Source organism: Listeria sp. ILCC797 (assembly GCF_900186185.1).
GTDB classification, from domain to species: domain Bacteria; phylum Bacillota; class Bacilli; order Lactobacillales; family Listeriaceae; genus Listeria; species Listeria goaensis.
In genome coordinates this window covers 26,538-46,511 of record NZ_FYBS01000012.1, presented here as the reverse complement: position 1 = coordinate 46,511, position 19,974 = coordinate 26,538, and the positions used below count along the sequence as shown (strand labels likewise).

The window sequence follows — 19,974 nt, the reverse complement described above, 5'->3', positions numbered from 1 at the left end:
AGAAAAGAGGGGAAAAAATGAAATATGCTTTTAAACTGGCAATAAATGCTGATTTAAGTTTGGTAAGTCCAAGCATTTATACGGCAGAAGCTATCTATCAGGCACTAGATAATGACCGCGAACATTTACGAACTTATTTGGACTTTGTTGATAAAACAACGAGCATAGAGGACGAGGAAGCCTATATAAAAATGAAGCTCAGCGGCGAGATAAATGGCACAGATCGACTGTTTTTCATCGCTTATCAAGAAAAAATAGTTGGTTCTATCGACTTTCATTTTATGGATTTGAATAACCAGACTGCAGAAATCGGCTATTGGGTCGCTTCCCAGTACTGCGGCAAAAATATCGCAACAGATACCGTCCAAACCCTTTGCAAAATCGCTTTTGATGAAATGGGATTAAACAGACTTACAATTGTAGCCGATGTAGAAAATAAACCGAGCAACCGTGTAGCCGTTAAATGTGGCTTTAAAAAAGAAGGAACTTTCAGACAGAGTAAAAAAGTTTATAATGAATTAAGAGATTTTAATATGTATGCTTTACTTAAGGAAGAATTTTAAGACTTAACTCCCGTTTTGATTAAATTGAAGCGGGAGTTTTGATGTATAATAAAAAGTTAATTTATTCGCATTCTTCATACTCGCTTTTTAATTTAGATTATGGTATATTTTGGTTGTATTTTTCAGATTATTGTACGGGAGAAGTGTGTAGAAATGGAGAAATATGTGAGTTTTGCGCGCGTTATTGTCTTTATCTGTATCGTTTTACCAGCTTGTATCCCGCTCTTTTTCAGACGGCATAAAGAGGAAGAAATACTCGAAGAAGATGACTTGAAAAATTTTGAAAAAGATGAAAACGGGGAATACCCATGGGAGAAGCAACATAATAATAAAAATATATAATCAGGCTGATGATAAGCGGCGTTCTTTGGCGTTCTTGCCTGCTAATTTCATCATTTGTTGTCTGTCTGATTAAGGTGGGGTAGCAGTTTTCTACAATCTAGCCTTTTTAGGGAAAAGGAGACTATTATGGAAAAAACATTGCAAATTCAAGAAATCGTAAAGCACTTGGACGATTATCTCCCCGGACAGTTTTTAAATGACGAATTGCGTCCAAACCATCTGACACAAGTTGAATATCAAAACGTTAAATTAAGTACGGATCCTAATTTGTTAGCGGAAACTATGTTTATTGCTATCTCGAATGAGCGCAGAGACTATGTGAATCGAAAACCTGTTAATTGGACCGATGGTAACGCGCAAATTCAAGGAATGGAACAATCATTAGGTTTAATCGTAACCGAAACGCCAATCGAAAGTGCGCGCCACACCACACCACAGTTTATCGTTGAAAATAGTTGGACGTTTATGCTTGAATTCGCCAAGCTGCTGCGCGCTGACTTCCAAAAACCCGTCATCGCCATTACCGGTTCCGTCGGGAAAACCACTACTAGAATGCTCCTCACACATGTATTTAGCGACCAAAACGTGCTCGAAAACCGCGGCAATCACAATACCCGCTTCGCAATACCGCTCTACATGGCACAACTCATTCAAAACCCAGATATTCTAAATCTCGAAGTTTCATTAAACGCGCTAAACGGCTTTGATACGGGCTCCATGTCGAAACTCATCAAGCCGAACATCGTCATCATCACGTCAATTGGCGAGGCGCACCTAAGTTCGATGAAAGACACGAAAACCATCGCACTGTATAAAGGTAAAGTGTTGGAAGGGGCTAATGAAGATACGGTCGTCATTTTGAACGCAGATATTGGCAAAGAAGAACGCGAAATTCTATTAAACAAAGCGAAAAAATATACGAATCGTGTATTGACATACTCGGCGAGGAACAATGCGGCGGACGTTAGATTGATAAGCGTAAAACATGAAAAGTTTTATGATGAACTGGAAATTGCGTTTTTTGAGGAGAAACTTACATATTGTTTGCCGACTGGTTCGACGGGCCTCATTGAAAACAGTTTGGCGGCGCTACTTGCGTACTGGCAAATTGCTGGCGAAACAAACGGGGCGATTGCTAAAATGGAAACGTTCAAGCCGCTACAAAAAACGATGGAAATGATTCCACTCGCTTTACCAAATGGCGGATTTGCCTATATGGTGGATGATTCGCATAATGCGGCGGTGCCTTCGATGTTGAATGCGATTGATTATTTTAAGTCGCACAAGCAATTTTATCGCGGGAAATCGGTTTTAATCGTTGGGCAAATTGCGGATTTAGGGGAGAAAGGTCCTGAAGTGCACGTTAAAATTATGAAGGACGTGCTAGGCAGTGACGCCGATTATATTTTTGGTTATGGCAGCTTGTTTGAAGGTTTGTTTAAACAAAACCAAAATGAGCGAATTCAGTGGTTCAGCAATTTAGTGGACTTGCGAAGCCTCTTGCGCGACATTTTGACGGAAGATAGTTTGCTCGTGTTGAAGGGTTCTGTGACGGGTAGCGATTTCCATAAATTGGGTGGCTTGCTGAAAAGGGAATACCAAAAAAGAGAAGGCTAAAATGCCTTCTCTTCTGTTTTTTGAAGCAAAAACTCGGATAGGATTGGGGCGAATTTTGGGACTTCGGATTGGACTAAAAAGGCGTCGTGTCCGTAGTCGGAATCAATTTCGTGGTAGGAAACTGGGACGCCAGCTGTTTTTAAGAGTTCGAAATCGCGTCTTAGGTCGCGAATGCGGAAAAGCTGGTCGGACGTAATGCCAATTAAAAGGTAAGGCACTTGAATGTGCGTATAAGATGGCGCTGCCCCGTCTTGACTGCGGATGACATCGAACAGGTCAATCGCCTTTGTCAAATAAAGGTAGCTGTTAGCGTCAAAGCGTTCGACAAAGCTGTCACCTTGATATTGTAAATAGGATTCGATTTGGAAATGTTCTTTGGAGAAGGTGTCTTTTGAGCTTTCGTCCACTGTGAAGCGTTCAAAGCGCTGGGAGAAAAGTTCGCTTGTGCGATACGTCATCATGCCAACCATGCGAGCGGTTGCGAGGCCGCCTTCTGGTTGTGTGAGATAGTTGCCATCGTTGAATTCAGGGTCGTTTAAAATCGCCATTCGCTGGATAAGATTAAATCCGATGGCATCAGGGCTTGCCGCAAGTGGTGAGGCGATATTGATGACGGAACTGACGGCGTCCGAGTAGCTCACAGCCCATTCCGTTGCCTGCATGCCGCCCATTGATCCACCAATGACGGCTTTTAATTTTGTGATGCCAAGCGTTTTGATGAGTTCATATTGAACGCGAACGATATCTTTTACACTAAAACGTGGGAATGATAGGCGATACTGTGCGCCTGTGTCTGGATTGACGGACGAAGGGCCTGTCGAGCCGCTACAGCCGCCAAATACGTTTGTGCAAATAATAAAATAGCGCTTTGTGTCGAGTGCTTTTCCTGGGCCAATGTAATCGTCCCACCAGCCTGGTGCGTCAGTTTCGTGATGCTTCGCCGCATGGGCGGTTCCGGTAAGTGCATGTTCAAGCAAAATCACATTTGTTTTATCATCATTTAGTGTTCCGTAGGTTTCATAACCGATTTCAATCGGCTGAAGTCTTGCTCCGTTTTCCAAAATAAAAGCTTCTTTTTGAAATAATAATTGTTGTTTTAATCCCATTTTTAGACACCCTTTCATGAAGTTGATACGTGCGGAGCGTGCAAAAAACCCCTCCTAGCAAAAAATAAGCCAGAAGGGGTAGATATGTAAGAACGACTACCGACTTATCTTTCAGAATTAACTGCTGGAATTAGCACCGTGATCATTTGTCCGGTTGCTAAGGCTTCATCGGGCCAGTCCCTCCGCCTTTCTTGATAAGAAAACATATGAAATTAAGTTTAATCATAAGCGTGTTCAGACAATTTGTCAAGCAGGCGGAAAAGTTGTTTTTCTGTTTTTTAGGCTGATAAAATGGAGTAGGGGTGCTGGAAATGAAATTTAAGATTGTTAAACGAAAAATTCACGATATTCCAGTTTTGGAAATTACGAGTAAGACGAGCGTAGACAAGCCGCTACCTTTAGCGATTTATTATCATGGCTGGCAGACAAGCAAAGAACTCGTTTTAACACAGGGGAGAAAGCTAGCGAGTCGAGGGTTCAGGGTGTGCCTTCCGGACGCGCCAAACCACGGTGAGCGCCACCAAACTGTGTCCTCGGTCATTTCCTTAACATTTTGGAACAGCATTCAAGGAAATTTAGCAGAATACGAATTTATTCGCGACCATTATTTGGCGCAAAGTCTCACGACAGAAATTTTTGTCGGCGGCGTTTCGATGGGCGGCATTACCACGTGCGCGCTCCTAACGCATCACCCTGAAATCAAGGCAGCAGCTTGCATCATGGGCGAACCAAGCCCACTCAGTTTTCGCGCCCGCACCATTAGCCGGGCTAGTGAACGCCAAATTAAACTCCCGAGTGATTATGCGGATTTACTCGCTTGGCAAGAAAACTACGATTTGGATGGAAAGCCAGAAACCTTAGCGGGACGCCCGCTTTATATTTGGCATGGCACAGAAGACTGGAAAATCCCAATTGAAACCGTAAAAAACTTCGTCAAAAAAAATGCACCTAAGCCATACGGCGCAAATATTAAATTTGAAATTGGAGAAGGCGAAGGACATCTCGTTCAAATTGCCATTATGGATAAAGTGGCTGATTTTTTAGGTGGGGTCATAAAAGTTCAAAATGAAAAGAAATCATGGAAATCGTGAATTAAATTACACATAAAAAGTATAATTTTATATCTCTTTGTGACAAATATGTAAATTAAACTTAAATAGGTTTACACTTACGTAAAACGTGGTAAACTTATCTAGTGTTTACATAAATCATTAGGGAGGCAAAAAATGAAAACTTTTACTCGAATTTTATTACTAATTGCAGGAATTGCTATGATTGGCTTGGGAGTTTGGTTAATGTTCCACCCGCTTGTATCGCTATTAACATTTAGTTTTACAATTGCGTTTGTACTTCTAGTTTCAGGTATTTTTCATATTATTTCCTACTTTTCAAATCGCAAAGCGCAACATGTTTCTGGCTGGGTGCTAGCAGAAGGGATTTTATCTACTTTACTAGGTATCTTCCTACTATTTGACCAAATCGAAGGTGCTGCAACACTTGTACTTGTTTTTGCAATGTGGGTACTTTTTGCAGGTATTATGCGTACAATTGGCGCATTTGCTGCGAAACAAAACAACGTTCAAGGTTGGGGCTGGATTTTAACAATGGGTATTATCGGTATTCTTGTCGGTTTTATCGCGTTGTTCAACCCAGTAGTAAGCCTAGTTGGGATTGTATTTATTACAGGTACATTCTTTATTGTTGAAGGAATTGGCGCAATTTCTACTTTCTTCATCATGGGTAAAATGGATAAATAATTTCGAATACAAGGCGGTTGAGTATAGCTCAATCGCTTTTTTTGTGCACTCAAATGAAATGTTTTGAAAGAAAGTGATTGATTTTGACGGGAATAGATGTTATGATAACGGTGAACGGAGGGAATGAAATGTTAAATGCTGAGCGGAAAGAGAAAATTTTAGACATGCTGGAAAGCCTTGGTGTTGTAAAACTTTCAGAACTTGTAGCTAGTTTGAATTCATCTGAATCAACTATTAGGCGCGATTTGATTGAAATGGAAGAAGATGGATTACTAGAACGCGTACACGGCGGGGCGAAACTTTTGAAGCAACACAATTTGGAGCCAAGTATGGATGAGAAAACATTCAAACACGTTCATAGTAAGCAACAGATTGCAAAACGGGCAGCGGAGCTTGTTGCAGAAAATGATTGTATTTATTTAGACGCAGGTTCTACAACTATCGAAATGATTCCCTTTTTAGCAGATAAAAAAATTACGGTTGTGACGAATGGTTTAGGTCATGTTGAGCGGCTCGTCAATTTGCAGGTGGATGCTTATTTACTCGGTGGCAAAATGAAAGTGCATACAAAAGCCGTTGTTGGTGCGGTGGCGCTTGATAACATTGGAAACTATCATTTCGATAAGGTGTTCATTGGAGCGAATGCGATTCATCATGAATTTGGTTTTATGACGCCGGATACAGAAGAGGCGTTTTTAAAGCGCAAGGCGAGTCAGCTCGCAGGCGAAGTTTTCGTCGTAGCGGATCACTCAAAATTTGCGCAAGCAAACTTCGCAAAAATGTTCGAATTAAACGGTGCGACGCTCATAACGGATTACGTGCCGGTCAATAAAGCGGAGAGTTTTAGTCAAAAATTAAAAGTAATTGAGGTGGGGAAATGATTTATACGATTACGTTAAATCCGTCGATTGATTATATTGTGGAAGTGGCTGACTTGAAAATTGGCGATTTAAACCGAATGAAACGCGATTATAAGTTGCCTGGCGGGAAAGGGATTAATGTTTCTCGGGTTTTAAATCAACTCGGTGTGAAAACGATTGCAAGTGGATTTTTAGGCGGTTTCACGGGTCGCTTCATCGCAGAATGGCTGACAAAAGAAGGCATTGCAACTGATTTTGCGGATATTGCCGATGATACGCGAATTAATATTAAATTGAAGGCTGGGGACGAAACGGAAATTAACGGCCTTGGTCCTGACATTACAGAGGCGGAAGTGGCAGCGTTTTTTGCGCAACTTGAAAAGGTGCAAGCAAATGATGTGGTTATTTTATCGGGCAGTGTACCGCCGTCGCTTGGCGCGAATTTTTATGACCGCATCATTCAGTTGTGCCTAAAAAAAGGCGCCGAGTTTATGATTGATACGACAGGCGCCGAACTGCTTCGAGCACTTTCAAAAAAACCAATTTTAATTAAGCCGAATCATCACGAGTTGGCAGAATTATTCGGCGTACATTTCGAATCAAAAGAAGATTTAATCCCGTATGGTAAAAAGTGTCTTGAACTTGGTGCAAAACATGTTATCGTATCGATGGCAGGCGACGGGGCGCTACTTTTCACGGGCGATGATGTGTATTTTGCCGAACCGATTAAAGGGCAAGTGAAAAATTCTGTAGGTGCCGGGGATTCCATGATTGCGGGGTTTGTTGGAACTTTTGCAGAAACAGGGGATCCAGTACGCGCGTTTCAATTTGGCGTAGCAACAGGAACAGCGACAGCCTTTTCAACGGATTTGGCGACAGCAGACTTCATTCAAGAAATTTTGCCACAAGTTAATTTAGATAAAATGGAGGGGACGAAATGAAAATAACAGATTTGCTCAGTAAAGATGTCATGATCATGTCGCTTAAGGCGACGACGAAAGAAGCGGCCATTGATGAGATGATTGATTCTCTAAAGCGTAACGGCAAAATAAACGATGCTGCTTTATTCAAAAAAGAAATTATGAAGCGGGAAGCTGAGAGCTCAACGGGAATTGGCGAAGGCATTGCGATGCCGCATGCGAAAACGAAAGCCGTTAATACACCCACTGTTGTTTTTGCTAAAAGTGAGGCTGGACTTGATTACGAGTCATTAGACGGTGCGCCAGCTCATTTATTTTTCATGATTGCAGCGCCTGATGGGGCGAATGAAACCCACCTTGAAACGTTAGCAGCACTTTCTCGCTTGCTCGTACATCCTGATTTTGTGGCGCATTTGAAACAAGCGAAAACACCAGATGAAGTTACCGAATTGTTTGACGCGAAGCAAAATGAATCAGAAGCTGCGCCTGTCGAAACGGCTTCCGGCGACCAATTTGTCGTGGCAGTGACGGCTTGCCCAACTGGAATTGCGCATACGTATATGGCGGAAGATGCGTTGAAAAATAAAGCGCAAGAAATGGGCATTTCGATTCGCGTAGAAACAAATGGCTCTGAAGGCGTGAAACACCGTCTAACGGCCGACGAAATCAAACGTGCAGCGGGCGTAATTGTGGCCGCCGATAAAAATGTTGAAATGGCACGCTTTGACGGCAAACACGTTCTTGAAACACCAGTGAGCGACGGGATTCGTAAGCCAGAAGAATTAATTAATCGGGCTTTAAAACAAGATGCGCCAGTGTTTCATGCCGATCATGTGAAAAATGAAGAGGAGTCTTCGGAAAAAGTTTCCATCGGCAGTAAAATTTATAAAGATTTAATGAACGGAATTTCGCATATGCTACCATTTGTAGTCGGTGGCGGGATTTTAATGGCGATTTCCTTCCTAATCGAACAATTATATCCAGATAGCGCAGTTTACCAAATGCTAACTGCTATTTCAGATGGTAAAACAGGTGCCTTCGTATTCTTAATTCCAATTTTGGCAGGTTTTATCGCAAGCAGTATCGCTGATCGCCCCGGCTTAATGCCCGGTATGGTCGGTGGTTTGCTAGCCGCAACATCAGGCGCTGGTTTCCTTGGCGGCTTAGCGGCAGGTTTTCTTGCAGGGTACATCGTTCTTGGACTGAAAAAAGTGTTCGCGGGCATGCCTCGTTCGCTTGACGGCTTAAAACCCATCTTGCTTTATCCGGTATTCGGATTGCTCATTACAGGCGGCTTAATGTACTTCATTATCGATCCAATTTTCAAAGTCATCAACGATTTCCTGACAACGCAACTTAACGGCCTAGGCACAGCCAATGCGGCTGTCCTCGGACTTGTTCTCGGCGGTATGATGGCCATTGATATGGGTGGCCCGTTCAACAAAGCTGCATATACATTTGCAATTGGCGTATTCACTTCAACGGGTGACGGCGCATTTATGGCAGCCGTTATGGCGGGCGGTATGGTGCCACCTTTAGCCATTGCTTTAGCTACAACGCTATTTAGAAATAAATTTACCGAACAAGAAAAACAAGCCGGTCTTACAAACTACATTTTAGGACTTTCCTTTATTACAGAAGGGGCGATTCCATTTGCTGCGGCCGATCCACTTCGAGTCATTACATCTTCCGTCATAGGTTCAGCTATTGCTGGGGCGCTCACGCAAATTTGGGCAGTCGACGTTCCAGCCCCACACGGCGGTATTTTCGTAGCACCACTGGCGAACAAACCGATTCTCTTTATCATCGCCATTTTAATTGGTATGGTCATCTCTGGACTCATTTACGGATTTTGGAAGAAGCCGAAGCAAAACTAAAATTGAAAATGGTTAAGCTGACACACACGTGTGTCAGCTTTTTTGTGTTCAATACAATTTTTCATCACAAGGAAAGAAAGCGCTTTATTTAAAATTGGGATAGAATTACAATTTTATGTAAGGGTTATCATTTACTATTAAAGTATGAGGAGGGGAGTAGATGGAACAAGGAAGTAAGGATTTAATCATCTATCTTTTAACACATGAAAATACGGAGCTATTAGCGGTTGCTAGGCGTTTTCGAATTTCAGAAGATGAACTTTTAGATTGGATTTCAAAAATCAACCATCTACTAAAACAAGAAAAAATTTTTATTCATGAAAGCACGATTCGCTTGACGGAAAAAGGTCGCGAAGAATGCTATCGCCTTTTAACTGCCGAGGAGGAAATGTTGTTCACGTATTATGAAGTAAAACTAAGACGGCAACTTATTTTAATTCAACTTCTGATGGAACCGCGTTTTTTGTCCCTTAAAGCGCTGGCAGATTATGTGTATGTTAGCAAAAATACCGTTTTAAATGACGTCAAATGGATTCGCAACCATTTAAATGAAAGGCGGATTCATTTGGAATATTCTCGCAAGGAAGGCTATGCGGTAAATGGGGCGGAGTTTTTGATTCGAAGCAAGCTTGCTGAACTTTTGCGGGAGGTCATTAAAATACCATACGGGAAATTTGTGCTTGACGAAAAAAATTTAATTACTGTCAGTGAAACTTTTCTTTTGAAAAAAAGGCTTGAAAGTGTGGAGAAAAGACTGCAAGTGACATTTACAGACGAGCAAATGGAGGAGCTACCGTATATTTTAGTTGGCACCATTAAGCGTGCGGAAGTTTTACGTGCGGATTGGTCTTTTCAACTTAAGAAATATGATCTTAAAAATACCAAGGAATACCCGGTTATTAAAGAAATGTTTTGGGGGTATGATTTTTTATCCGAGGCGGATTATTTATACCTTGCTCTGCAAGTTTTGGCGTCTAGTTTGCTCGAATCCGTCCTTTATTTTTCAGAGAGCGATGAAATTGCCGACGCGACAACGGAATTTATTCAGCAATTAGAAATTTATTTTGCGACTGAGTTTGCGCATAAAGCGGAGTTTAAGGAAAAGGTGATGCTGCATGTTCGCCCGGCGGTGTACCGCAATTTGCTTGGCTTTCAAATTGTGAATCCACTGGCTGAGCAATTTAAGACGGAATATTTGCCGACTTTTCAAATTGTGAAAAAAGCGGCTGCGCCGTTTGAACGCCTAGTAGGGCACGCCTGGTCGGAAGAAGAAATTGTGTTTTTATCGATGATTGTGCTCGCTTGGATGTATCAAGAAGAGGAGTCTGCCGAACCTGTTTTTTCAGCCGCTGTTTTATGCCAAAGCGGGACATCGATTTCAAAACTATTGATTGAGAACTTAAAAATGATGTTTCCGACCATTGATTTTAAAGGGGCCTACGCCGTTAGACAACTTCCGGAAGTGGAAGGAAATCTTGATTTTATTTTTACGACGGTTCCCGTGCAAAGTCAGGCGACGGTTTTTGTTGTGCCGCCCATTTTAGGGAAGCTGGAACGAAAAAAACTGCGCAGGCAATTGGAACAGGCAATTTTGCTTGATGAGGGTATGCGAACGAAAGAACTTATGGCGATGCTAAAAGAAGCCATTCCATCTGAAAAACGCCCGTTTGTCGAGCAGCAATTGAATCAGTTCTTTATGAAAAAGCCGCAAATTGAAAAGGCGCCGAAAGAAATGGTCATTTTTGAGGAACAAATTAGCTTTTTAGAGGATGCAACGTGGGAATCGATTGTGGAGGAAGCTTTTGAGCCGCTGTTAAAACGGGGGTCTGTGACTTGGCAGTACGTTGAAAAATGCCGCGCCCATTTTTATGACCACTATGAAACGATGATGATTGGGCCGAATATTTATTTGCCACATGCATCACCAGGCGACGGTGTTTTAAATGCGGATATCCAAATTGTTCGTCTGAAAACGCCTGTTGAAACGCCGTGTGGAAGCGAAGTGGATATTGTGGTTGCTCTTGCGCCGTCTGAAAAAAATCGCCATATTTCACTTCTCTTAAAACTAAACGAACTCTTTTTAGACGAAAAAAAACGGCGGCTAGTACTCTCGGCAGAAAACCAAAATGAATTATACGAAATGATTGATAGGGGGTGAAGTGTTGGAGTATGCCAGTTTATTTCAAGAAAAAAACACCCTGATGGGGCAAATTGCGACAGATCAGCAAAACTTTTTTAGTCTTGCCGCAACGATTTTGGAAGACGGAGATTTTGTGGAGCGCTCTTTTTTTCGAGCGATTGTCGAACGGGAAAAGGTTTTTCCGACTGGCCTTGAGATGAATGACATTCGAATTGCCATTCCGCATACAGATGTTTGTCACGTCAAGAAGCCATTTGTTTTTGTGAGCAAATTGGAACATGCCATTCCATTTGTACAGATGGGAACAACGGATAAAGTGATTGATGTTCAGATGATTTTTATTTTAGGGATTCGAGAGCCACAAAATCAAGTGCCTCTTTTGGCTAAAATTATGGAAAAGTTTGGCGAGGAAAATTTTTCTAAGAGGTTACAAAATCTGCACGATAAGCAAGACATGGTGGCCTTTTTAAAAAAACAATTTGGAGGTTTTGAACAATGAAAAAAGTGATTGTAGCATGCGGTTCTGGTGTAGCGACGAGTCAAACGGTAGCGTCGAAAGTCGACCGAATTTTAAAAGAAAAGGGTGTATCTGCGGTTGTGGAAGCGGTGGATATTAAGTCGCTCGAACAGCACATTAGAACGAGCGATGTGTATATCGCGATTACAAAAGCAAATAAATCGTTTGATATTCCAACTTTAAATGGCATTGCCTTTTTAACAGGAATGGGCATGGAAGAAGAAACAACGAAACTGCTAGCCGCCTTAAAATAAAAAAATCAATAGGGAGCGTGAGGTAATGGAATCCTTACAAAGTGTTGTACAGTTTGTTTTAAATTTAGGAGCCGCTGTTTTTGTTCCAGCTTTAATGATCATTATTGGTCTAATTGTCCGCATGAAAGTGCGCGATGCTTTTAGCGCCGGTATTATTTTAGGTGTAGCTTTCCTTGGTATGAACATTGTGATTGGCTTTATGATTGAAGCGCTAACGCCTGCCGCACAGGCGCTTGCTGAGCGGACGGGTATTGGGCTGACGATTTTAGATGGCGGTTGGACTTCAATGGCTACCCTTGCGTGGGCATGGCCGCTTGCTTTTCTCATGTTTCCGGTTCAGCTCGGAATCAATGCGCTGATGCTCGTTTTCAATCGAACTAAAACGTTAAACGTCGATTTATGGAACGTATGGGGCAAAATTTTAACGGCCGTTCTAGTTTACGGCGTAACGCAAAATTATTATCTGGCCTTTTTAGTTGCTGGTATTCAAATTGTCGTTGAGCTTCTACTTAGCGACGCGAACCAACGACAAATTCAAGAATTAAACGGGATTCCGGGCGTTACAGTATCACACGGAATGATGATTTTCTGCGTATTCTTGATGCCGTTTGATTGGCTACTAAAGAAAATTCCTTTTTTACGAAAAGATATGGACGCAAATGCGTTAAAAGAAAAAATTGGTATTTTTGCAGAAAATCATGTGATGGGTTTTATTATCGGTGGTTTGCTCGGTCTTGCTGCTGGCTATGATATTCCGAAAATTTTAATGCTCGCGATGCAAGCCGCGGCGGCATTAACGTTATTCCCAATGGTGGCTAAGCTCTTTATGCAAGCTTTATCACCGCTTTCAGATGGCATTTCTGAGTTTATGAAAAGGAAGTTTAAAAACCGCGAATTGTTTATCGGGCTGGACTGGCCCATTCTAGCTGGTTGTAGTGAAGTTTGGGTGGCCGTTGTCATCATGGTTCCTGTGACGCTACTCTTTTCGTTCATCTTACCTGGAAACGGCGTGCTACCATTTGCTGGCATCTTAAACATTTCCTTATGCGCCCCAGCGCTTGTTGTGACAGGCGGCAATTTGCTCCGCATGACCATTTTAGGGGTTATTACAACGCCAGTATTTTTATACGTTGCGACGTTTTTCGCAGATACCATTACGAAGCTGGCCAATTCAACGGGCGCGATTTCTTTAAAGGCAGGACAGGAAATTACGTGGAGCACACTTGAGTATCCTGTATTTCGATTTATTGCGGCGGAGGCGACAAAACCGAGTGTGATAGGCCTAGTTTTACTTGTAGGTTGGCTCGTTCTGCTAGTTTTCTACTTGAAAGTCATGAAAAAACGTACACAAAAGTTTGAAGAGGCGGACGCGCAATGATTTATACGATTACGCTAAACCCCGCAATTGATCGGCTCCTTTTTATTCGCGAGGAGCTAGAAAAACGCAAAACGAACCGAGTCGTTCACACGGAATTTGATTGCGGCGGAAAAGGGCTTCACGTTTCACACGTGCTAAGCCAATATGAAATTCCAAACGTAGCGCTCGGCTTTATCGGCGAACAAAATCAAGCACAGCTTTTTGATATTTTAAAGAAACGCGCGATTTCGCATCACTTTTTTGTCGAGCCTGATGTGGCTACACGTGAATGCTTTGTCGTGATTAGCGAAACAACGAGCGGAAGCACGATGATGCCGGAAGCGGGTTTTACTGTCAGCGAGAAAAACAAGGAAAACCTGCTTCATTTCATCAAAGAAAACGTCAAAAAAAGCGACTATGTCGTGATTGCAGGCTCACCGCCGCCAGGTTATGCGCTAGCCGATTTTAAAACTTTATTTTCTACGGTGAAAAAAACAGGCGCTTTCCTCGCGTGCGATTTATCTGGTGAATTTTTGCTCTATGCCGCTAAAAATGGCGTGGATTTCTTAAAACCGAATGAAGAAGAAGTGAAAATCTTAGTACATCAGTCAAATGATGATTTGCTTCAAAATATTCGCGTATTGATGGGGAAAATTCGCTATTTCGTCGTTTCGCTTGGCAAAAAAGGATCGTATGTGGCTTATAACGGTAAGGTTTATCGCGTTTTGGCACCGCAAGTTATTGAAAAAAGTGATACAGGAGCAGGCGATGCTTTCGTCGGTGGCTTTATTGCTGGGTTGTCAGCTAACTTGACGATTGAAAATGTGATTCGTCGCGCTTCAAGTGTCGCTGCTAGCAAAGTGCAGTATATGGACAGCGCCACTTTTAGTGTGGAAGAAGCCGCTCATTTAAGTAAAAAAATTTCAATTATCGAAGTGGAGGAAATGTAATGTTATATGAAAAAGAGCGTAAAGATTTAGCGAAAATTGTGAAAACCATGTTTGATCGCTTTGAAACGAACGCAGCTGGAGGAAATGTTTCGGTTAAAATGAATGATGAGCATATTATTATGACGCCCACTTTGATGAGCCAAGCCAGATTATGCCAATTATCACCATATGAAATTTTAGTTGTTGATCAAAATAACGAGGTGGTAGAAGGCGACGGCCGAGTCACGCGCGAAATTAATCTACATCGTGCTTGTTACAACGAAAATCCAGCAATTGGGTGTGTATTACATGCTCACCCAAAAGAATCCATGCTGTTTGCAACGCTCGGAGTAGATTTACCAAATTTAACAGAAGCGACGCAAAAAATCGGCCGGATTCCAACACTCGAATTTGCCCCCGCGACAAGTAAGGAACTGGCAGAAATCGTAAGGCGGCATGTTGCTGACTTAGGCGAAAAGGCGGTTCCTAGCGCAAGTTTACTGAACAAACATGGCATCGTCGTACTTGAAAGCTCTTTGCATAAAGCATACGATTTATTGGAGCGTATTGAATATAATGCATACGTCGCGCAAAAAGCTATGGTGTTTGATGCGCTGAATATCCACAGCCTAACAGAAGAAAAAGAACTCAATTACAATTTGGAGGAATAAATATGGCAATCAATTTTGGTGTTTTTATTAGCGCGCTCCTCTTTTTAGTGGCCACAATTTTCCAATCGATGCTACTCATGTTTCTCGCGCTTATTTCAGCTATTGTCACGCAAAGAATCTACCGAAAAAAATATCCAAAGACAAACAAAAGTTGGCGAGAATTAATCGCTGAAAAACATCAAAAGGATTAAGTAGAAAAGGCAAAATGGGCGAATCCTATTTTGCTTTTTTTACCCGTATTTGTTAAAATAAAATAAATTTGATGGAAATGGAGGGATAAAGATGCGAAAATTAAAAATGAATCAGCAAATAAGAATTGAAGTAGCAAAATGTACCTTTAGCCCGCCGCATTTCCATTGTGTCCGGTAATAAAGGTTGACTTCAGTTCGCTTATGAACTGGAGTTTTTTATTTTGAAAGGGTGATTAAAATGACAAAGAGAATTAGAAAAAACAACTAACACCCAAGAGAAACACGTTTCTCTTGGCAAAATTTTAAGAGAAAACGAGGAAAAGAAATGTTAACAATTAAAGGAAAATATAACGAAGCCATTTGTTATACAGAACAAGTGGACGATGCAACAATCGGTCAAATTATGACCCTTTGCAATTTAGAGTTTTTAAAGAAAAGTAAAATCCGCATTATGCCAGATACGCATGCTGGAACGGGGTGCGTCATTGGGACAACGATGACCCTTCAAGATAAAGTCGTGCCTAATTTGGTTGGCGTGGACATTGGCTGCGGCTTGCATGTTGTCAAACTGAAACAAAATGTTAAATTGGATTTTGATAAGCTTGATAAAACCATTCGGAATCGCATTCCAAATGGGAGCGGGACGCATGATTTACCAGTAGCCGCCTTCAATTTGGACGAAGTTTCGGCGCCCGTTCGCCGTGGTTATGCGGCGAGAAGTCTCGGCACACTAGGCGGAGGAAATCATTTCATTGAAGTGAACAAAGGAAAAGATGGCATTTATCTCGTGATTCATAGTGGGAGTCGTGTTTTAGGAAAAGATATCGCGGAGTATCATCAGGAAGTCGCCTATGAGAGCTTGAGCCTTGTGCGCAAACAATTAAAGATTGCCGCAAAAAAACAGCCAGAGCTTATGGCTGAACGAGAAAAACTAAAATTACCGTACGAACTCTCTTTTTTAGAAAAAGAAAAATTAGCGGCTTATTTGGCGGATATGCACATTGCACAACAATTTGCCGCACGCAACCGCTTTTTGATGGCCGAGGTGATCCTAAAAGCAATGAAGTGGAGCAAACATGTCGTCTCCCGCTTTGACTGCCCGCACAATTACATCGATTTAGAACAAAATATGTTGCGCAAAGGCGCAACTTCCGCACAGGCGGGTGAACAAATTATCGTTCCGCTCAACATGCGCGATGGGAGCATTCTTGCTGTCGGAAAAGGCAACCCCAAGTGGAATTCATCAGCGCCCCACGGAGCAGGTCGCCTTTTAAGCCGAACGAAAGCAAAAGAAAGCATTACGCTGGAAAGCTACCAACGTGCAATGAAAGGCATCTTCACAACTTCCGTTTCTAAAAAAACATTAGATAAAGCCCCAAAAGCCTACAAATCTGCCAAACAACTCGAAAAAGACGTTGTGGACACGATGGATATTCAAGAAATCATTCGCCCGCTGTATAATTTCAAAGCATAAAAAAGCAAGGCTGTTTTCAGCCTTGCTTTTTTGCGTAACCTGAAAAATAAAAGTCATTTTCATAGGTTTTTTTTCTCACAGCGGAAATGGTTTTCGTTATCTTGAAAAAGTATTGTGAAATAAATGGTAAATTCATATACTTGAGGCAGGAATGGAAGGAGGAGTCGTAAATTGAATAAGAAAAAAACGACCTACAATCAACACCCTACTTTTAAGGTAAAAGGGGATTTCATAACTTGGACGGGATTTGTTGCCATTTTTAACGAGCTTTCGAGTGCTGTGAAGCAGTGTGCCAAACAGAAAACCGTACTCGTTATTGAAGCATATCCAGGTGTGCGCATTGAAAATTTGAAGCTAGCTTTAGAGCACCATTTTAAAGATGCGACCCTTTTCTTTGCGGATGAGTTTGCTCTAAGTGGTGCTGAAATTCGCGAAAAATTCGCGATGCTAATTACAGACGACCGCGTATTCGGCCGAATGTCCACGCTCAAATTGGACGACTACTTTAAACAAGAACGGCTGACAGAACTAAAGCATAAAGTTGCCGCATCAACCGGTTTAACCATTGTTTTTGGAACGGGCGCTAGTTTAGCCGCTCAAGCGGACATTACCGTTTATATGGACGTCGCCCGCTTTGAAATCCAGCAAAGAATGCGCGCAAATGAAATCGGCAATTGGAACGATACGCTTGTAGACGAAGACATTTTACGGAAGTATAAGCGAGGTTTTTTCTTAGACTGGCGTGCAGCAGACCGTCAAAAGGTAGCGCTATTTAATCGAATCGACTACTATTTAGACGATAATATTTTAGACCAACCGAAAATGTTGAAATGGTCTGATTACTGTCTTGGTCTTGAGCAGATGCTCCGTGGTCCTTTTCGTTTCGTCCCGTATTTCGACCCGGGCGTTTGGGGTGGTTACTGGATGAAAGATAAACTCGGCATTCAACATGAAAGCGAAAAACTGGCATGGGCGTTTGACGGCGTTGCGGAGGAGAACAGCTTGTATTTGCAATTTGGCGACATGCGCTTAGAAACGCCAGCGCTAAATGCGGTGCTGAAATACCCGCTACCGCTCCTTGGCGAGCTCGTTTTTAATCGTTTTGGTGCGGAACTGCCGATTCGTTTCGATTTTCTAGACACGATGGGCGGCGGGAACCTGAGCTTGCAAGTTCACCCAGATAAAGAGTATATAAAAAAACAATTTGGCATGGACTACACCCAAGAAGAAAGCTACTATTTGCTAGACGCAGAAGAAGATGCCGTTGTTTATTTAGGTTTAAAGGAAGGTGTGGAAAAAGACGAATTGCTAGCATCGCTCCGCAAAGCCCAAGACGGCGAAACCGAATTCGATGCCACGAAATACGTGAATACTTTTCCTGCTAAAAAGCATGACCATTTTCTAATCCCCTCCGGCACCATTCACTGTTCAGGAGCCGGCTCAATGGTCCTTGAGGTCAGTTTGTCCGCCTATATTTTCACGTTCAAACTTTGGGACTGGGGACGACTCGGCCTAGACGGCAAACCGCGCCCAGTGCACATTGAACACGGAGAAAAAGTAATAAATGAGGAACGTTCTGGAGAGTGGGTGAGCGACCATTTAGTGAACCACTTTGAGCTCATTCAAGAAAACCCTAAAAAAGAGCGGACAGGTTTATATAAAACGCAACAAATTGTGACAGAGCGAGATTGGTTTACGGATTTTGTTGACTACGACAACGCTGAAAAAACAGTAAACATGTTGAACTTAGTAGAAGGGGATAAAGTGGTGATTGAAAGCGTCGAACAAGCTTTTGAACCGTTTGAAGTCAATTATGTCGAAACCTTTGTCATTCCAGCACAAGTTGAAAAATTTAGAATTAGAAATATTGGTGAGAGCGAAAAAGTCGCTATTTTGCGGGCGCGAATCCAGTAGTGATAAACCAGACTGATAGAGCTTGTATCGGTCTGGTATTTTTTTCTGGTATAGTCCGTTTTTTTCGTCAATCGAAAACCATTTTCGGAATTCCTGTAACCGCTTGCACGCTTATGTGCCTATACTTATAATGAAATAGTAAAATGTAAGGCGGTAAACAATTCGAAAAATTGCTTATCTAGTAAGAACGAAATCGGAAAACTAATAATATTTTCAATTTAACAAAAAGGAGGGTTTAGGATGAAAAAATTTATATCAATTAGTTGTATAGTTGCGGTCCTAATGCTTTTAGCAAGTTGTGGGGAAGGAAGTTCTGCTAGTTCAAAAGTTGAATTTTATACGGATAAAGGCGGCGAAAATGTTGGAATTCTAAATTCAATGTCAGATAAAATTGAGGATGATGGGGGCGTCGGCTATAAAACAGTCGGTTACACCGAAGTAACGGCTTATGAAACAGCCGTCCAACAATCGCTTGATAGCGATAAAGCTCCGGGTTTGTTCACTTGGTGGAGTGGAGATAAACTGAAAAAATTAGTGGATAACGATTTAGTTGTGGATTTATCGAAAGAATGGAAAGATTACTATGAAAAAGAAGGTGTCAATCCGGGCTTGGCCGATGCGTTCACAATCGATGGAAAAGTTTATGCGGCACCATTTAGTGTCTTGTATAACGGAATTTTGTATAACAAAGCGGTTTTTGATAAATATGATTTAAAAGAGCCAGAAACGTGGGAAGAATTTATCCAAGTTTGTGATACGTTAAAAGAGAACAATGTGGACCCAATCGGTTTGAAAAATGACCCGTGGGCAAGCTTCTTATGGTTCCAAACCTTAATTGCGAGCTATAACCCAGACTTATATGTCGGCTTAACAAACGGGGAAATCAAATATACAGACCCTGAAATGAAAAAAGTAATGAAAATCTGGCAAAGTATGATTAAAAAAGGGTATTTCGGTGAACCAGTTGATCCACCTTCACAAGCGAAAATGTTTTCGACTGGCGAGAGCGCAATGATGTACGAGCCAACCGTCACATCTACAACGCTTAAAAAAGAATACCAAATGGAACCAGGAAAAGACTTTGATGTGTTTGTTGCACCTTCCATGAAAGCTGATCAGAAAAAAGTAATATTCTTTGAAGCGTCCCCAATTGTCGTTTCAAAAAATAGTAAACAAAGTGCAGATGCTAAAAAAGTATTGCAAAGTTTTTATAAGAAAGATGTTCAGCAAATTTTCGTTGACGAAGCAGGAATCATTAATACGAGCAATACAAAATCAGATGACCCAGTAAACGGCGATTTTGTTAAAGAAGCAGCGGATACGGAGAAATATTCTGTCATGGTACGTTACTATGAAGCGACCCCAATTGAAATCGTGAATGTAGCGACAGATGAATTATGGAAGTTCTTCTATAATCCGACTGATAAAATGATAGACGAGACGCTAAACACCATTCAACAAACAGCAGACAGCGTATTTAAATAA

19 protein-coding genes and 1 riboswitch are annotated in these 19,974 nt (G+C 41.8%); of the genes, 18 read left to right on the top strand and 1 reads right to left on the bottom strand.

The window, feature by feature from the left end; all coding sequences use genetic code 11:
• The first annotated feature begins 17 nt into the window (after positions 1-17).
• From BN1609_RS11820 to BN1609_RS11810, 3 genes are all read left to right on the top strand, one after another.
• Positions 18-563: a GNAT family N-acetyltransferase gene (locus tag BN1609_RS11820; RefSeq protein WP_088810575.1), complete on the top strand. Its 546-nt coding sequence runs from the start codon at positions 18-20 to the stop codon at positions 561-563.
• Positions 564-716: 153 nt separating this feature from the next.
• Positions 717-905 carry a hypothetical protein gene (locus BN1609_RS11815; protein ID WP_088810574.1) on the top strand — a complete coding sequence of 63 codons (189 nt, stop codon included), beginning with the start codon at positions 717-719 and terminating at the stop codon, positions 903-905.
• Positions 906-1,031: 126 nt separating this feature from the next.
• On the top strand, positions 1,032-2,522 hold the full coding sequence (locus BN1609_RS11810; RefSeq protein WP_088840890.1) for a Mur ligase family protein: 1,491 nt from the start codon (positions 1,032-1,034) through the stop codon (positions 2,520-2,522).
• Here BN1609_RS11810 and BN1609_RS11805 read toward each other — a convergent pair.
• On the bottom strand, positions 2,519-3,628 hold the full coding sequence (locus tag BN1609_RS11805) for a homoserine O-acetyltransferase (protein WP_088810620.1): 1,110 nt from the start codon (positions 3,626-3,628) through the stop codon (positions 2,519-2,521). The genes BN1609_RS11810 and BN1609_RS11805 overlap by 4 nt on opposite strands.
• A 101-nt stretch (positions 3,629-3,729) precedes the next feature.
• A riboswitch (SAM riboswitch) is annotated at positions 3,730-3,829 on the bottom strand.
• A gap of 110 nt (positions 3,830-3,939) precedes the next feature.
• Here BN1609_RS11805 and BN1609_RS11800 point away from each other — a divergent pair.
• The 15 genes from BN1609_RS11800 to BN1609_RS11730 all read left to right on the top strand — a co-directional run bounded on the left by BN1609_RS11800 (position 3,940) and on the right by BN1609_RS11730 (position 19,974).
• The gene (locus tag BN1609_RS11800; protein WP_088825395.1) at positions 3,940-4,719 is read left to right on the top strand and encodes an alpha/beta fold hydrolase; all 780 of its coding nucleotides are present in this window, start codon (positions 3,940-3,942) and stop codon (positions 4,717-4,719) included.
• Positions 4,720-4,854: 135 nt separating this feature from the next.
• Complete coding sequence (locus BN1609_RS11795; RefSeq protein WP_088810571.1) at positions 4,855-5,385, top strand: HdeD family acid-resistance protein; 531 nt, start codon at positions 4,855-4,857, stop codon at positions 5,383-5,385.
• Positions 5,386-5,513: 128 nt separating this feature from the next.
• The gene (locus BN1609_RS11790; RefSeq protein ID WP_088840889.1) at positions 5,514-6,266 is read left to right on the top strand and encodes a DeoR/GlpR family DNA-binding transcription regulator; all 753 of its coding nucleotides are present in this window, start codon (positions 5,514-5,516) and stop codon (positions 6,264-6,266) included.
• Positions 6,263-7,186 (top strand): 1-phosphofructokinase, encoded by a 924-nt coding sequence (gene pfkB, locus BN1609_RS11785; RefSeq protein WP_088815563.1) that lies wholly within the window; start codon positions 6,263-6,265, stop codon positions 7,184-7,186. Before BN1609_RS11790 ends, pfkB begins: the two co-directional genes overlap by 4 nt.
• Positions 7,183-9,042: a fructose-specific PTS transporter subunit EIIC gene (locus BN1609_RS11780; protein WP_088810568.1), complete on the top strand. Its 1,860-nt coding sequence runs from the start codon at positions 7,183-7,185 to the stop codon at positions 9,040-9,042. Before pfkB ends, BN1609_RS11780 begins: the two co-directional genes overlap by 4 nt.
• Before the next feature lie 160 nt (positions 9,043-9,202).
• Positions 9,203-11,200, top strand: a complete 1,998-nt coding sequence (locus BN1609_RS11775; protein WP_088810567.1) for a BglG family transcription antiterminator — start codon at positions 9,203-9,205, stop codon at positions 11,198-11,200.
• Between the two features lie 4 nt (positions 11,201-11,204).
• Positions 11,205-11,681 carry a PTS sugar transporter subunit IIA gene (locus BN1609_RS11770; protein WP_088810566.1) on the top strand — a complete coding sequence of 159 codons (477 nt, stop codon included), beginning with the start codon at positions 11,205-11,207 and terminating at the stop codon, positions 11,679-11,681.
• On the top strand, positions 11,678-11,953 hold the full coding sequence (locus BN1609_RS11765; RefSeq protein WP_088810565.1) for a PTS sugar transporter subunit IIB: 276 nt from the start codon (positions 11,678-11,680) through the stop codon (positions 11,951-11,953). Before BN1609_RS11770 ends, BN1609_RS11765 begins: the two co-directional genes overlap by 4 nt.
• A gap of 25 nt (positions 11,954-11,978) precedes the next feature.
• A complete protein-coding gene (locus BN1609_RS11760) occupies positions 11,979-13,331 on the top strand; it encodes a PTS galactitol transporter subunit IIC (protein ID WP_088810564.1) in 1,353 nt (450 codons plus the stop codon).
• A complete protein-coding gene (locus tag BN1609_RS11755) occupies positions 13,328-14,260 on the top strand; it encodes a 1-phosphofructokinase family hexose kinase (protein WP_088839146.1) in 933 nt (310 codons plus the stop codon). Before BN1609_RS11760 ends, BN1609_RS11755 begins: the two co-directional genes overlap by 4 nt.
• Positions 14,260-14,910 carry a class II aldolase/adducin family protein gene (locus BN1609_RS11750; protein ID WP_088815560.1) on the top strand — a complete coding sequence of 217 codons (651 nt, stop codon included), beginning with the start codon at positions 14,260-14,262 and terminating at the stop codon, positions 14,908-14,910. The genes BN1609_RS11755 and BN1609_RS11750 overlap by 1 nt, the downstream gene beginning before the upstream one ends.
• A gap of 2 nt (positions 14,911-14,912) precedes the next feature.
• Positions 14,913-15,101: a hypothetical protein gene (locus BN1609_RS11745; RefSeq protein ID WP_088810561.1), complete on the top strand. Its 189-nt coding sequence runs from the start codon at positions 14,913-14,915 to the stop codon at positions 15,099-15,101.
• A gap of 325 nt (positions 15,102-15,426) precedes the next feature.
• Positions 15,427-16,575, top strand: coding sequence for an RtcB family protein (locus BN1609_RS11740; RefSeq protein WP_088840888.1), 1,149 nt, complete (start codon positions 15,427-15,429; stop codon positions 16,573-16,575).
• A 171-nt stretch (positions 16,576-16,746) separates the two neighbouring features.
• On the top strand, positions 16,747-18,489 hold the full coding sequence (locus tag BN1609_RS11735) for a class I mannose-6-phosphate isomerase (RefSeq protein ID WP_088840887.1): 1,743 nt from the start codon (positions 16,747-16,749) through the stop codon (positions 18,487-18,489).
• Positions 18,490-18,729: 240 nt separating this feature from the next.
• Positions 18,730-19,974 carry an ABC transporter substrate-binding protein gene (locus BN1609_RS11730; RefSeq protein WP_088810558.1) on the top strand — a complete coding sequence of 415 codons (1,245 nt, stop codon included), beginning with the start codon at positions 18,730-18,732 and terminating at the stop codon, positions 19,972-19,974.

Bases quoted from the DNA above. Each gene is read 5' to 3' on its own strand.
- BN1609_RS11820 (WP_088810575.1), top strand. From the start codon at position 18: ATGAAATATGCTTTTAAACTGGCAATAAATGCTGATTTAAGTTTGGTA.
- BN1609_RS11815 (WP_088810574.1), top strand. From the start codon at position 717: ATGGAGAAATATGTGAGTTTTGCGCGCGTTATTGTCTTTATCTGTATC.
- BN1609_RS11810 (WP_088840890.1), top strand. From the start codon at position 1,032: ATGGAAAAAACATTGCAAATTCAAGAAATCGTAAAGCACTTGGACGAT.
- BN1609_RS11805 (WP_088810620.1), bottom strand. From the start codon at position 3,628: ATGGGATTAAAACAACAATTATTATTTCAAAAAGAAGCTTTTATTTTG.
- BN1609_RS11800 (WP_088825395.1), top strand. From the start codon at position 3,940: ATGAAATTTAAGATTGTTAAACGAAAAATTCACGATATTCCAGTTTTG.
- BN1609_RS11795 (WP_088810571.1), top strand. From the start codon at position 4,855: ATGAAAACTTTTACTCGAATTTTATTACTAATTGCAGGAATTGCTATG.
- BN1609_RS11790 (WP_088840889.1), top strand. From the start codon at position 5,514: ATGTTAAATGCTGAGCGGAAAGAGAAAATTTTAGACATGCTGGAAAGC.
- pfkB (WP_088815563.1), top strand. From the start codon at position 6,263: ATGATTTATACGATTACGTTAAATCCGTCGATTGATTATATTGTGGAA.
- BN1609_RS11780 (WP_088810568.1), top strand. From the start codon at position 7,183: ATGAAAATAACAGATTTGCTCAGTAAAGATGTCATGATCATGTCGCTT.
- BN1609_RS11775 (WP_088810567.1), top strand. From the start codon at position 9,203: ATGGAACAAGGAAGTAAGGATTTAATCATCTATCTTTTAACACATGAA.
- BN1609_RS11765 (WP_088810565.1), top strand. From the start codon at position 11,678: ATGAAAAAAGTGATTGTAGCATGCGGTTCTGGTGTAGCGACGAGTCAA.
- BN1609_RS11760 (WP_088810564.1), top strand. From the start codon at position 11,979: ATGGAATCCTTACAAAGTGTTGTACAGTTTGTTTTAAATTTAGGAGCC.
- BN1609_RS11755 (WP_088839146.1), top strand. From the start codon at position 13,328: ATGATTTATACGATTACGCTAAACCCCGCAATTGATCGGCTCCTTTTT.
- BN1609_RS11750 (WP_088815560.1), top strand. From the start codon at position 14,260: ATGTTATATGAAAAAGAGCGTAAAGATTTAGCGAAAATTGTGAAAACC.
- BN1609_RS11745 (WP_088810561.1), top strand. From the start codon at position 14,913: ATGGCAATCAATTTTGGTGTTTTTATTAGCGCGCTCCTCTTTTTAGTG.
- BN1609_RS11740 (WP_088840888.1), top strand. From the start codon at position 15,427: ATGTTAACAATTAAAGGAAAATATAACGAAGCCATTTGTTATACAGAA.
- BN1609_RS11730 (WP_088810558.1), top strand. From the start codon at position 18,730: ATGAAAAAATTTATATCAATTAGTTGTATAGTTGCGGTCCTAATGCTT.